The 12,955-nt window shown below is 69.7% G+C and carries 12 protein-coding genes; 1 reads left to right on the top strand and 11 read right to left on the bottom strand.

The genetic code is table 11. From position 1 onward, the window contains the following. Positions 1–18: 18 nt before the first annotated feature. From ACFQE5_RS05550 to ACFQE5_RS05540, 3 genes are read right to left on the bottom strand one after another with little or no spacing between them, the layout of a single operon-like run. Positions 19–867, bottom strand: a complete 849-nt coding sequence (locus ACFQE5_RS05550) for a thioesterase family protein (protein ID WP_379583511.1) — start codon at positions 865–867, stop codon at positions 19–21. Next, complete coding sequence (locus tag ACFQE5_RS05545) at positions 868–1,017, bottom strand: hypothetical protein (RefSeq protein WP_379583509.1); 150 nt, start codon at positions 1,015–1,017, stop codon at positions 868–870. 43 nt (positions 1,018–1,060) lie between these two features. Continuing rightward, complete coding sequence (locus ACFQE5_RS05540) at positions 1,061–2,206, bottom strand: zinc-dependent alcohol dehydrogenase (RefSeq protein WP_379583507.1); 1,146 nt, start codon at positions 2,204–2,206, stop codon at positions 1,061–1,063. Between the two features lie 59 nt (positions 2,207–2,265). Between ACFQE5_RS05540 and ACFQE5_RS05535 the strand changes: the two genes are divergently transcribed. Continuing rightward, complete coding sequence (locus tag ACFQE5_RS05535; protein WP_379583505.1) at positions 2,266–2,850, top strand: TetR/AcrR family transcriptional regulator; 585 nt, start codon at positions 2,266–2,268, stop codon at positions 2,848–2,850. A 126-nt stretch (positions 2,851–2,976) separates the two neighbouring features. Here the strand turns inward: ACFQE5_RS05535 and ACFQE5_RS05530 are convergent, their stop codons facing one another. The 8 genes from ACFQE5_RS05530 to ACFQE5_RS05495 form a co-directional block, all read right to left on the bottom strand. Then, positions 2,977–4,599, bottom strand: a complete 1,623-nt coding sequence (locus ACFQE5_RS05530; protein WP_379583503.1) for an acyl-CoA synthetase — start codon at positions 4,597–4,599, stop codon at positions 2,977–2,979. Positions 4,600–4,690: 91 nt separating this feature from the next. Further along, complete coding sequence (locus ACFQE5_RS05525) at positions 4,691–6,178, bottom strand: right-handed parallel beta-helix repeat-containing protein (RefSeq protein ID WP_379583501.1); 1,488 nt, start codon at positions 6,176–6,178, stop codon at positions 4,691–4,693. Between the two features lie 29 nt (positions 6,179–6,207). Then, a complete protein-coding gene (locus tag ACFQE5_RS05520; protein ID WP_379583499.1) occupies positions 6,208–7,563 on the bottom strand; it encodes an O-antigen ligase family protein in 1,356 nt (451 codons plus the stop codon). A 97-nt stretch (positions 7,564–7,660) separates the two neighbouring features. After that, positions 7,661–9,292, bottom strand: a complete 1,632-nt coding sequence (locus tag ACFQE5_RS05515) for a tyrosine-protein kinase domain-containing protein (protein WP_379583497.1) — start codon at positions 9,290–9,292, stop codon at positions 7,661–7,663. 165 nt (positions 9,293–9,457) lie between these two features. Further along, a complete protein-coding gene (gene map / locus ACFQE5_RS05510) occupies positions 9,458–10,234 on the bottom strand; it encodes a type I methionyl aminopeptidase (RefSeq protein WP_379583495.1) in 777 nt (258 codons plus the stop codon). Between the two features lie 137 nt (positions 10,235–10,371). After that, positions 10,372–10,575, bottom strand: a complete 204-nt coding sequence (locus ACFQE5_RS05505; RefSeq protein ID WP_379583493.1) for a hypothetical protein — start codon at positions 10,573–10,575, stop codon at positions 10,372–10,374. Positions 10,576–10,648: 73 nt separating this feature from the next. After that, entirely contained in the window at positions 10,649–11,941 is a 1,293-nt protein-coding gene (locus tag ACFQE5_RS05500) for a glycosyltransferase family 2 protein (RefSeq protein WP_379583491.1), read from the bottom strand. Between the two features lie 102 nt (positions 11,942–12,043). Next, complete coding sequence (locus tag ACFQE5_RS05495; protein WP_379583489.1) at positions 12,044–12,772, bottom strand: hypothetical protein; 729 nt, start codon at positions 12,770–12,772, stop codon at positions 12,044–12,046. Positions 12,773–12,955: the final 183 nt, after the last annotated feature.

The raw sequence follows: 12,955 nt of genomic DNA, 5'->3' as shown, positions 1-12,955 counted from the left end.
CGGCCCTGCGCGGCGACCTCACCTCCGGTCATGCTCCGGCAGCCGTTCCACGAGCAGGTTCTGCGTGACTCTGCCGATGGGTCCCGCCTCGGCGTGGAGGACACCGCTGCTCGTGCCGATCCCGTCGGGACCGATCGAGGTCTCGGCTTCCAGTCCGTACCACTGGCCGGACGGCGGATGATGGAGGTGGACGGTCATCTCGGTGTTGAGGAACGTGAACCGTGCTGGGTCGAGACGGGCTCCGACGCCGTTGGCGGTATCGGCCAGCGCGATCAGCCGTTCCAGGTCGGAGGTCTGCTCACCCTCGATGAGGGCGCGAGTGAGATTGACCCAGGCGACGGTCGGTACGCCCGCTCGGGTGCCGAGTTGCGCAACCCGCCACTCGACTGCACCGACGAACCCGCCGAGGCGCCAGGCGTCGGGAATACGGTGGTCGTGCACCGTGCCTGCGCTGGGATCGGGGGGCCGCTGAGAGCTGTCGCCGCGATGGATGACGTCGTGGGTCCGCTGGGTGGCGAGTCGCCAGGCCGATCCGTGGGCGTAGGGGCGCCAAGTACCGTCACGGTCACGGGCCTCCAAGATGGCCTGGATCAAGGCGATCCGCCGGCCGGGACGCTCGGTCCGTGCCGAGACCCGCACCTCGCCCACGGGGACCGGGCCGAGCAGGTCGATGGTGACCCGGGACGTCCGGCAGCCGGGGCGCGGGTCGTGCCGATCCATCGCCCGTGCCAGCAGCGCCGCGACGGGACCGCCGTGCTGCATGGGGCCCCAAGGGCTGCCGACATGCTCGGTAGCGGCAAAGGTCTCGATGAGACGGTCACCCTCGACGGTCCTCGCGAGGGGTCGGTAGAGGCTGCTCTCGCTCATTCAGGCTTGGTCCTTGACCAGGTCGGCGCGCCGCTCGTCGTTCGATGCGCCCGCAGGCACGGTGCCATCAACCCGGAAGCGCGGCTCGGTGTCGGCGGTGATCCGAGCGCCGGGCGGACGGGACGGGACGGTGAGCTGAACCTGCGGCATGAGTCTGTTCTCCTGCGTGACTGGTGGGTGTGGGAGGGCTGGTTCACCCGAGTTCGAGCGGTGGCCGGTGCAGGACGACCTTGGTGGTGTGGGCGCCGTAGGCGTCGGGGGCGTCGTCCCAGTCCGCCAGCAGGGTGGTGACCTTCTCCGCGGCGAATCCGGTGGTGGCCACGAAGTCGAGCAGTTCGGGCAGGCGTGGGCGGACGTGGGACACCCCGACGTTGAGCGTGGCGCTGGTGGCGTACATGTCCATCACGGGCACCCTGGTCCCGGTGTCGAGGTAGTAGCCGGTGCCGGTGCAGATTCCGCCGGGGCGCAGCGCCCTGAGGCCATCGCGCAGCCCTTGGGCCGCAGAGGACGCCTCCACCACCACGTCGTACCTGTCAGGGATCGAGGCGAGCAGCGACCTGCGGCGCTTCGTGGCGACCTTGTGCGCCACCGCGCCGAACGCCTCGGCGATCTCCAGGCGGCTGTCCCGATCATCGAGGTAGTCCACGACCTCGGCGCCGTGGGCGACGGCGAGGCCGGCGGCGTACAGCCCGATGCTCTGGCCACCACCGCCGATGACCAGGACCTTGCCACCCGGCCGCCGGCGAAGCGGCGGGACGACCGAGCGCCAGGCGTCGGAGAGGTTGTCGCTGGCTGCGGCCACCCGCAGGGGTGGGACATCGTCGGGAACCGGGACGAGGTTGAAGTCGGCGTAGGGGATGCGGAGCGTGTCGGCCACCATCCCGCCCCAGCTCCCACAGGCGGGGCCGAAGCCGAAGGCCGCGAGCGTCCTGCCGGGACTCCGGGCCGACATCGTGGAGCACTTGGCCGTCAGCCCGAGCCCGCATTCGTAGCAGGTGCCACACGCGACGGCCCACGGCACGACCACGATGTCACCGACTGTGAGATCGCTCACCTGATCGCCGACCTCGGTGACCTGCGCGATCGCCTCGTGCCCGATGCCGAACGGTCCTCGGAACGGCACATCCCCGACGATCGAGGTCACCACCGGGTCGATCATCCCGATCTTGACCGCTGCCTGCATCGGCCGGGACACGTTCTTGTGCAGCGGCACGGTGTCACCGTCGCAGCGGCCGGCCACGAAGGGCCGCACCAGCGCATCGGTCGGGTCGACCAGCGTGGGCGCGGCGCGTTCGCGCCACTCCAGTCGGCCGGCGCCGACGAAGGTGAGCTCCCGCATGCCGACTCCTTACTATGATATGCAGCAGAGCATAGTACGCGGGCCGTCGGGAGGCACGAGTGGGCGTCAAGACAGACACCAGGCAGCGGATGGTCACCAGCGCGGCGCTGCTGATTCGTGAGCGTGGAGTGGCGGGCACCTCGGTTGCCGGGGTGCTCGAACACAGCAACGGACCCCGTGGGTCGGTCGGCTTCCACTTTCCGGGCGGCCGCGCCGAGCTGCTGGCCGACGCATTGCGGTGGGTCGGCGGCCTCGTCAGCAGCCAGCTCCGTGCCGGGGTGGAGCGCGGGGTCGCGCCCGCGGATCTGTTCCGTCAGATCTGCGAGCACTACCGGCGCGAACTCGAATCGACCGGCTACGCCGCCGGCTGCCCGATCGGCGCCGCCGCGCAAGAGGCATACGCCGACTCCGCGCTCGGGCCGATCGTCGCGGAGATCATCGATGAGTGGGCCGCGCTGCTGGCCGAAGCAATGACCCGCACCGGCCGCGAGCCCGAGGAGGCATCCGACACCGCCCTGCTGTGCATCAGCGCGATGGAGGGCGCGATCACCCTGGCGAGGGTGAAGCGATCGCCCAAGCCCATCGATCTCGCGCTGGCAGCGATGCTGCCGGTGCTCTCCGGTGATGCACACGGGCATCGGTGACCACAAAGATCCCCCTGCGAGACCGGTGCAGCCGACGGGAGCACCGGTCAGTGCCCGCGGCGCACGTCGCTCGGTGTCGCCTCTTGTGGACGCCGTACCCGCGGGTGTCCGCCATGACGCACCGTCTCAGGCGCGCTCGCCGTCGGTGGCGAGGTCGGCGTGCCGGGTGCGCAGGTCCCGCTTGAGGATCTTGCCGCTGGGGTTCTTCGGCAGCGCGTCGGCGAGCACCACGTACTTGGGCCGCTTGTAGCCGGCCAGGTGCTCGCGGGCATGGGCGTGGACCTGCTCGACGGACAGCTCGGCCCCCTGCCTGGGCACCACCACCGCGGTCACCGCCTCGATCCAGTGCGGATGGGGGATTCCGAACACCGCCACCTCGGCCACCCCGTCGAGCAGGTAGAGCGCCTCCTCGACCTCGCGGCTCGCGACGTTCTCCCCCCCGGTCTTGATCATGTCCTTCTTCCGGTCGACCACCGAGAGATAGCCGTCCTCGGTCATGACCCCCAGATCACCGGAGTGGAACCAGCCGCCCGCGAACGCCGCGGCCGTCTTGGCCTCGTCGTTGTAGTAGCCCAGCGCGGCCTGCGGGGACCGGTGCACGATCTCCCCGACCTGGCCCGGCGGCACCGGGTGGCCGTCCTCATCGACCAGCCGGGTCTCCACGTTCAGCGCCGCCCGGCCCGCCGATCCGGCCCGCGCGAGCTGCTCGTGCGGGCGCAGGATCGTCGCCAGCGGCGCCATCTCGGTCTGCCCGTAGAAGTTCCACAGCTGCACCGCCGGCAGCCGCTGCTGGATCTCGCGCAGCACCTCCACCGGCATCGGCGAGGCCCCGTAGTAACCCTTGCGCAGGCTGGACAAGTCGCGGCGGTCGAAGTCGGGATGGCGCAGCAGCGAGATCCACACCGTCGGCGGGCAGAACAGCTTGCTCACCCGCTCGCGCTCGATCGTCGCCAGCAGCGCGGCCGGATCCGGACCGGGCAGAATGATGCTGGTCGCGCCCAGATAGACATCCACCGAGAAGAAGCAGTCCAGCTGCGCGCAGTGGTACATCGGCAGCGCGTGCACCTCGATGTCCTCACCGCTCATCCCGCCGTCGATCGTGCAGCTCACGTACTGGGCGATCAACGAGCGGGACGAGAGCATCACCCCCTTGGGCCGCGACTCGGTGCCGGAGGTGTACATCAGCCGCAGCGGATCGTCGTCGGCCACCGCTACCTGCGGGGCGCTCGTCTCGCCGGGGCCGTCGATCCAGCCGTCCACGTCCTCCCAGCCCGCTCCCGGGCCGCCCGAGCCGGACAGCCCGATCCAGCCCCGCACCCCGCCGGCCACCCCGGCCGAGGCCAGCGCCTTCTCCGCGGTCGGAGCCAGCGCGTCCTCGGCGACGATCCCGGACGCCCCGGAGTGGCCCAGGATGTAGGCGATCTCGTCGGCGCCCAGCATGAAGTTCACCGGCACCAGCACCACACCCAGCCTGGCCGTGGCGAACACCAGCACCGCGAACTGCCAGCTGTTGTGCGACAGCAGCGCGAGCCGGTCGCCCTTGCCCAGCCCACGCGCGGCCAACGCGTGCGCGCACCGGTTCACACACGCGTCGAACTCCGCGAACGACACCCGCCGCTGCCCGGCCACCACCGCCAGCTTGTCCGGATACCGCAACGCGGTGCGCCGCAACAGATCCCCCACCGAATGCTGACGGGCCGTGGCGACCGCCTCGGCGGTCTGGCTGCTGAACTGGACGAGATCCGACATGCTCCGCATCCTGCCGGATCGGGCCTTTTCGTTCGAGGGCCCACGGTCCGTCGCGCAGCTACTTTCACGTGGCGTCGGGCGGTGGAGCGGCTCAGTCCGCTCGTTCGACCCGACCGTTGACATCGTTTCCGCTGCCGGAACCGCGCCAACGACTCCACTCCATGTCCTCACCGAACCAGGAGAAATACGGACCGGTCAGGGCCGGAAGGTAGTAGGTATTGGCGTCGAACCGATTATTGCGGGTGGTGAAGATTCCCCGGTCGCCGGTGTCCTCGACGGCGCCGGTCGTGGAATCCTCAACCATGGTCACGACGTTGTCGTGGACCCAGACGTTGCGCACGACGTGGGGCCCGTGCGGCGCCGGCCGCTCCCATGTACGGTCACCGCTGTCGATCAAGGTAATTCCGTTGGCGTTGTGCCGGACCACATTATGGGCAACCTCGATACGGTCGATCCCACCGGAGGACTGGATCTGGATACCCGCCTCCCAGGCCCACCCCTTGTGCCGCCGACCGTTGCGGTTGATGTCGTTGTATCGGATGAGCGCATCGTAACTGATCTCGTGCTGAATACCGGCACCCCAATTATCATCGATACGATTGTACTCATAGGTCATGTCGATGTTGCCGCCGTCGGCCCACAGGCCCGGACCCATGTTGCCGTGGACGTGGTTGTGCACCAACTTCAGGCGCGTCGTCAGCCAACTCTTGCCGCCGCCGGCCTCCCACTCCGCCGAGTACCCGGCAGTTCCGTTGAACGAGATCTCGTTATTACTCAGAATCGAGTCACCGGCCCAGGCGCTGAACCCCAGCTGACCCTGATGATGCACATGGTTCCCACGCACGATGCTGGCCCCGGCGAATCCGATGCCAACGCCATGATTGAGCCGGACCTCGTTGTTCAGGATACGCCATCCGGAGCCCGCAAAATAGGGCGAGATGCGACGACTGTCGACGGCCCCGACCTGAGCTTCGTTGGCGGCCTGCTCGAGAACGAGATTCGCCACCGTGACCTCGTCGACGGCGGCCCGTACGAGGCTCGGCGCGACGGCCTGCTCGACCAGATGCGACCGAGGGTCCGCACCGATGATGATGGTATTCGTCGAGTAGTCGGCGTAGACGGTTCCCGGGACGACGGCCGCCGGAGATGCCACCCGCTCCAGGCGTCGCTTGTCGAAGAAGACGTCCTCCGCAAAAGCGCACTGCGGGGCGGAGGGCATGCACTGTCCATGTGTGCCGAAAGCCGCGGGCAGAAACCCGTTGGCCACCCAGAGTCGACCGTCGAGGCGCCAGTCGGTCAGCACCTTGGAGCCACTCAGCACCGCCCCGCGGTGACCGATCAGCGCATCCCCGCGCTTGGGTTCCAGCGGTGTCTCCAGCCGATATGTCCCGGCCGACAGGCAGAACGTCGTCGCCGGTGGGTGTGCATCGATGAGCGCCTGGACGTCATCGGCCGGGGTGACCGCGACACCCTGGCAGGATCGGGCGACCGGCCCGATCTCGGCGATCAACCCGGGGGCGGTCGGCGGTAGGCGTCCACTGCCGCTGACCAGTGACAACACGATGAGCGCCAGCACCACGACTGTGACCGCCGCCGACCGTGGTGTCCTCACCGCATCCGACCCGGTCGATCAACAATCCGGCGTACCGGATCGCTCGATGCCGCCGCGACCGCGGTACCTGCGCCGAACCAGGTTCGACGGCTGGTCACCGCCACCCCGATCCCGAAGGTGACCCACAGCAGGGCCGCCACCTGCGGCCCCTCCAACTGGGGGTCGAAAAACGAGGAAACGAGAATTGCGGTGGTTATCGACAAACACCATACGGCGACGTTCCGGCGCGTGACCTGTCCCTGTCGCCCCAGCCGCCGACAACCTGCGATGAGCCGGCCGTACCACCCCAACCACAGCGCGACCCACAGTGCGCCGCCCACCACTCCCATCCTCGCCAGAACATTGAGATGCGAGTTATGAGGGTTGCGCAACGACTCTTCGCCGTCATCGTACACATTCACCTCGGCGGCGAGATTCACCCCGAACCCGGCTCCCTCGACGAGGCGCTCCTCGATCTGTTTGTTGAGCACCCTGGACCACAGCTCCTGGCGGCCGTCCACGGTGCCACCGAGATTGCCCGGGGATTCCGAGCCGCCGAGACTCATCACATTCGCGATCAGTTGGGCGCTCGAGAAGTCCCGCCCTTGAAGTCCATCGATCGGGAGTCGGAGCGGCAGCACGGTATCGATGGCGATCACCAGCGCCATGACCGCTACCGCCTTCCCGACCAGCCGTGCTCGATCTCGCAGGAACATCAGTCCGACCAACGATCCGGCGACAACTCCGAGAAGGCCACCTCGGTTCTGGGTGGCGGCCAGCGCGATGACGCCGAGGGACACGACGCTCCAGACCGCTCGGCTTCGGGCGCTCCGGTCGTCCGCCAACAGCCACATGTATCCGAGAACGACGAGAGCAGCGATGGCCGCATTTCCCGCCTTGTGCGACAGGATCGAGGTCGAGGTGAACGGAACGTTCGGCGCGCTCTTCTGCAGTGGTATCAGGAGTAGCCCAACGGGAAGCCACAGCAGAAGCCACGGTATCAGCCGGTCGAGCTGCCGCATCAGACGCCGAAGGAGATCCGGCGACCGCGCGAGCGCCGCAGTGGTGAGGAAGGCGAACAGGCAGTAGTACCAGAGAGCCGAGTCGCGGACCGCGTCCATGCCGTATTCCCTTATCCCAGGGACGGCTCGAACGAGTCCCCACAGCGTGAATACGGCGAGCAGCGCAAGGATCGGCTCATCCCGGAGCGGAATACGGATGTACCCGGTCGCGGTCAGGACACCGACGATGCCGACGGCGAGCACCATCTCGCCGATATACAGCGGCGTTCCCGGCAGGTGGACATAGGCGAAGGCCCGGTCGAAGAGCAGGTAGCCCGCCAGCAACGGACCGAGCAGCCGGCCGTAGCCCACGAGCAGGCGCCCTGGCGTACCCGGATCCGCGACCAAGGGTCCCCAATAGCCACCCGATCCCGGAGTCACGAAGCGACGGACAGCGGGCACGGGAACGCTATCGACGTGTCCGGGTCGCGGGCTCCGGTCGACCGGACCCGTGACTGCTCGCCTGCAGCACGTGCGACGACTCGGGCGACGATGGCATGTCAGGGATTCGCGTGTCGTGGTCGCTGCGCCGTGACGGGCCGCGGCGCAGTTGTCCCTGGACCCGAACCCAGACGTAGCCGAGAAGCCGCGGACCGATCAGGGCGAGCCGGTTTCGCATCGTGAGGTGGTCCCGGGTCCGCTCGCGCGAGCTCAGAACGATGACCGTCGCGTCGGTGACGGCGAGCAGCGAGCCGGCGTCGGCGATCTCCAGGAGCGGCGGCCCCCCGACGAGGATGATGTCGTAGTGGCCCTTCACGTCGGCGATCAGCTTCTCGAGCGCCTTCGAGTACGCGGTGTCCTCCGGCCGCTGCGGCACGTCCGGACCCGTCCCGAGGACCGCGACCGACGCGTTCAGGGGGCTGGTCGTGATGCGATCGGCTGCCACCGGCGGTCCCGCGAGGACCCACTCGGACTCCCGATCGGACGGGTGACCCGGTAGGAGCAACGACGTGAGGTCGCCGCGGCCCGGGTCCGCGTCCACAGCGAGAACCCGCTGACCGTGCTCGGCGAACGCGAGGGCGAGGTTGGCCACGACGAGACCTGTTCCGGCACCCGCCACAGGCGAGACGAACGCGATGGACTGCCCGGGGCCTTCCGGTGCGCGAATCCGCTCCACCGAACTGGCCACCAGCCGGAACGCCTCGGCGGCGGCGGAGCGCGGGTCGGAGGTCATCGGCAGCGGATCGACCGGACTCCGTCGGGCCGCCCGCAGGTTCCATCGCTCGGTCGTGCGGACCTCTCCGATCGGAGGTACCCCGTAGAACCCCGCTGGAGCCAACGCGTTGTCGAACCCACCGCGCCGGCTCGCTCGGGCGAAGGCGACGCCCGCACCCAGCAGCACACCGCCCAGAAGGCCCGTCGCGCCGGCGAGTTTGGAGTTTCCGTTGATCGGGGTCACGGGCTCGGTGGCCCAGGCAATCGTCGGATGGCGGGCGAGATCGACCTGCTGGTTCACCAATGCCTGTGCCCGTTGGCTCAGCAGCTCTGCGCGCTGCATTCTGTTGTTCGGGTCCGCGATCGCTCGGTCGATCCTGGCGATGGTGGCGTCGCCCTGGGCCTTGATCGCAGCGGAATGCGCTTCGTCCAGGGCCTGCAGAACGGCGTTGGCGCCGGCCTGGGCGGGTCCGGGGCTCGGCCACGTGAACGAGACCGCGATGGTGTGGGATCCGTGGGTGCCGGGGCTGGAGCTGGCCGGGGGAGTGATCGTCAACGAGCTCTCCGGACCCGAGAAATCGTCCTTCGTCAGAACATCACCTCCCAGCTCAGCGTTGGCGATCATGGCTGCGCGTTGCGCGACCTCGGGGGATCGCAGAAGCAGCACCTGACTGTCGAGGTACTGGGCGCTTTCCTGGCTCTCCGACGAACTCCTCGGAATCGTGACTCTGGCTTCGGCCCGGTAGACGTCGATCACCAGCAGCGAGTAGGCGACGGCGGCGATCATCGTCAGACATGCGATCGCCAGAACCATCGCCCGGTATCGGCGGACCGCACCGAATACGGTCGGCTCGAACCGGAACTGCTCAGTGCCCTCGACCTTCACCACCGCTCCCCCCGATCGACTCCCTCTCAGCCGCTGTACTCGCCTCCTGGCGACCGTGTGTTACTCCGTGATGGCCTCCGGTCACCGTCGGACGAGGGAGCCCCTCCCGTCCGGCGAGAGGGCGAGCACGACAGCGGGCCGGCCCGGGAAAAGCGGGAGCCGCGGTCAGGATGCGGTCAGGATCCGCGGCCCATCCTCGGTGATCCCGATCGTGTGTTCGACGTGCGCTGCCCGGCTGCCGTCGGCGGTGCGCAGCGTCCACCCGTCGGGGTCGTACCGGTACTCATCGAGACCGCTCGCGGTCAGCATCGGCTCGATCGCGAAGACCAGGCCCGGACGCAGGCGCAGGCCGTATCCCGGGCGCCCCTCGTTGGGCACATGGGGCGCCTCGTGCATGGACCGTCCGACGCCGTGCCCTCCATGATCGGCCACCATGCCGAACCCCGCCCCGCGCGCGATGGCGGCGACCGCGGCCCCGATGTCGCCGAGCCGCTTGCCGGGGCAGGCAGCGTCGATACCCGCCTGCAACGCCCGCTCGGTGGCGTCGATGAGGGCGAGGTCGTCGGCGGCGGCGTGGTCATCGCCGCCGACGACGAAGCTGATCGCCGAGTCGGCACACCAGCCGTCGACGTGTACGGCGAGGTCGATGCTGAGCAGATCGCCGGCGCGCAGCCGTTCCCGGCCGGGGATGCCGTGCACGACGACGTCGTTGCGACTCGCACAGATCACCGCGGGGTACGGGGTCGGGGCGAAACGGGGGTGATACCCGAGAAATGTCGGCTTCGCACCGGCATCGCGCACGAGGCCTGCCGCCAGCTCGTCGAGCTCACTCAACCGTCTGTCGGGCCGAGCGTGGCCGCGTAGCGCGGCCAGCGTCCGGGCGACGACCACCCCGGCCGCGGCGATGGCGTCCATCTCGCCCGACGTCTTCAACTCGATCATGGGCGCCTGCCTCCCCGCTGTCCGGCGCAGGTTGTGCGCCTACCGCATCGTGCGGACTCCCGCAGGGTACGGAAGACGTCGTCCGGCACAGAGCACGGCGACCCGCGCGCGAGGAGGACGGGACCGGCTCGGCCGCGTCACGGTAGCGATTCCGGGACCTCGCCCAGGTGGTCCCACAATTGCCACGGTTCCCGCAGCTCGACGTCGGGCAGTCGCCGCAGCACGGCGAGCAGGACGTCGCGGGCACCGTTGCGAACAGCCACCTCGACGAGGGTGTGCGGTCTGACGGGAACGGTGTCGAAGGCCTCGGCCACGAAGTCGAGGACCTCGATCCTGGTCACCGGAACAGCATTGGGATCTCCGGTCACCGCCATGGCCGCAGACCCGCCCTCAGCACGCCCATGCTCAGCGAGGTCACGGCCGAACGGACCGGCCGCCGGGGCTCAGGAGCGGAGGGGTCAACCCGCCCTTGCGGCGGACGGCGCGCCGGGCCCGCAGGTACGCGGGCGGTCCGGAGGCCAACGCCCGCAGCCTGCCCAGACGAGACGCACCGGGCACGTCGGCGGCGGCCTCCCGCGACTGGATCTGGCGCAGCCTGCGGAGCGCGGCGGGGACCCGGCGCAATGCCGCGGAGCGGCCCACCGGATCCACCATGATCTTCGTGAGAAGCCCGCCGAGGCCGACCGCATAGCCGTGCAGCTGCTCGTCCAGCTCCTCGTACGAGGGGCGGTGGTGATGCCACACATACGCGGACGGCTCGTAGCTCAGCACGTACCCGGCCAGCACCAGACGGATCATGAACTCACAGTCCTCGCCGCCCCGGGCCGACGTTCCCGGGCCGAGCGCGGCATCGAACCCGCCGAGACCGCCGGCGACCGCCGCGTTCACCGCCAGGTTCGCGCCCACCCCGAACAGGCCCGGCGAGAACGGGAACACCGCCGAGTCCGGCGGCGGCTCCGCCAGCGAGAACCGGCGCCGGGCGAACCCCTTCTGCCAACCGAGCGCCTGCTCGGCCGTGAGCTGCGCCGGAGTGTCGAGCCGGGCCGCGAGTACCGGCCCGCACACACCGGCGACACCGGGCTCCGACAGGGCAGCCACCATCCGGCCCGCCCACGTCGGGTCCACCTCCACGTCATCGTCGAGGAACGCGACGAACTCCGCGCCGTGCGCCATCGCCTCGGTGAGCCCACGGTTGCGGGCGCCCGACGCTCCCCGGTGCCGCTCACACACGTACGCCACGCGTGGATCGGCCAGCCGCCGCACCGCGGCGGCGGTCCGGTCGTCCTGCGGGTCGTTCTCCACGACCAACACACGCAGCTCGGAATGTTCGCTGCGCAGCACACCGCGCACGCATCGGTCGAGGCTCTGCGGCCGTCCGCGCGTCGCGATGACCACGGTGATCGGACGGGTCACCCGCGGAAGCGGGGACGGGCACCCATCCAGCGGGCGCCCGAGCTGGTCGTGGATCGCGGCCTGCACGACCTCGGCGGCCGCCTCGCCCCCGGACAGCGGCACGTCGACCTGGCCGACCGGAACCCCGTCAACGGTGACCAGGAGCCGCGCGGCCGAGAACCGCTCATCGACGGACACCGCCGGGATCGGGCCCCGCCCGTCGATCTGTCCCACCCAGATCGGCGCGGCCGAGCCCGCTGCGGCCGAGCCGGGCCGGAGGTGGCGTGAACCGGACGAGAGTGCGGGAGCAGACATGACCGTCACTCTGCGCGGCGGTGGCTGTGAAGACGCTGTGGAGCGTCCCGACCCTCCCCACCTGCCCGACGAGGAACAGAACAATCGCTCCCACACCATCCGCTAGGCCGATGCCGCACGTACCGGCCCCGGTGGCAGCATCCCGCGGGCCCGGTGGTCGAGCACGGTCGAAGCCTGCCGTGGCAACCGCCAGCCGGACCGGCGCTCCAGTTCCGCGAGCCGTCGGCGGGCACGCTGGTAGGCGGTGCGTCGCTCGGCCTCGTACTCGGTGTCGCGGGCCACCTCGAGCAGCGCCACGACCTGGTTCAGCAGCGCGCGCTCGCCCGGGGCGAAGCGCAGGTTGCGAGCCCGCTCGGCGGCCTCCCGGGCGGCCTGCCACGCCCGCTGTGCCCGCTGCGCCGCGTCGATGAACCGCTGCGCATGTCCCGCCCCGGGATACTCGTCGGTGGCCAGGGCACCGGCCTCGGCGAACGCATCGACGAACCGTCCGGTAGCCGGGCGGTTGACGTCGGCGAGCTCGGGGCGGCGCAGGACCGCACCGGGGTCGCATTCGTAGGCCGCGAACTCGCGGGCGGTGGCCGCATACGCCTGGGCCGCGGCCTGCCAGCGGGTCCGGACCAGGTCCGGCGCCGGCCGCGGCCAACCGGCGAACACCCACGGCGCGGCGACGAGGCCGCGCAGCAGCAACAGCACGAGCGCCAGGGCCAGCAGCACGCCGGGCAGCACCGGCAACCAGCCGAAGAGATGGTGTAGCTCGGCACCACCGCCGAAATCGGAGCCACCGAAGTCATGATGGTGGTGGTGGTAATGGCTGGCGAAGACTGGTCCCATGCCGGCCCTCCTCCTGCTCTCGCAGCCGCGACGCTAGTCGCCGAGCGGTGGAAGCAGCGTGAGCCGACAGGGTCTGCTTCTCAGAGAGTGTTGGGGAACCCGGGAGATCAGTCCTGATGCTCGTCTGCTAGGCGGCGGGCGGCCTCGGTCTCGATCGGTCCTTGAGGTTCCAGGTCCTCGCCT

Origin of the sequence: Pseudonocardia hispaniensis (assembly GCF_042658695.1) — a bacterium.
Lineage (GTDB): Bacteria > Actinomycetota > Actinomycetes > Mycobacteriales > Pseudonocardiaceae > Pseudonocardia > Pseudonocardia hispaniensis.
Note: the sequence above shows the minus strand (reverse complement) of the source record. Positions and strands in the feature narration are given on the sequence as shown.